1 protein-coding gene is annotated in these 312 nt (G+C 74.0%); it reads left to right on the forward strand.

Translation table 11 applies throughout. From position 1 onward, the window contains the following. Positions 1-65 precede the first annotated feature (65 nt). Positions 66-312 (forward strand): hypothetical protein (locus ACH65_RS18265; protein WP_153242688.1); only part of this gene is annotated, 247 nt, incomplete at its 3' end.

Consider the following 312-nt stretch of genomic DNA (forward strand, 5'->3'; position numbering starts at 1 on the left):
CGTATGGGGCGTGGGGGGCGACGCAGTCGGCGCAGAGCATGGATGCGGGGACGGTGAAGCGGGCTGTGTCGCCCCAGCCCGGCCAGGGCGCCGACGCCGCCTCGCTGAGCGGGCAGGGCGCTACGGGCAGCAGCGCGCTGGTGAAGGTGACGGCGAGCATCGGCGGCGGCAGCCAGTCGAACCAGAGCCACTTCCAGCAGACCACGCAGCAGGGCAGCACGGTGACGGCTAGCCACGACCTGACGGTGGTGGCGACGGGCAGCGGCGCGACCGACGGCAGCGGTCAGGCCGCGGACGGCGACATCACCCTGC

This window comes from Frateuria defendens, assembly GCF_001182895.1.
In the GTDB taxonomy this organism is placed as follows: Bacteria; Pseudomonadota; Gammaproteobacteria; order Xanthomonadales; family Rhodanobacteraceae; genus Frateuria_B; species Frateuria_B defendens.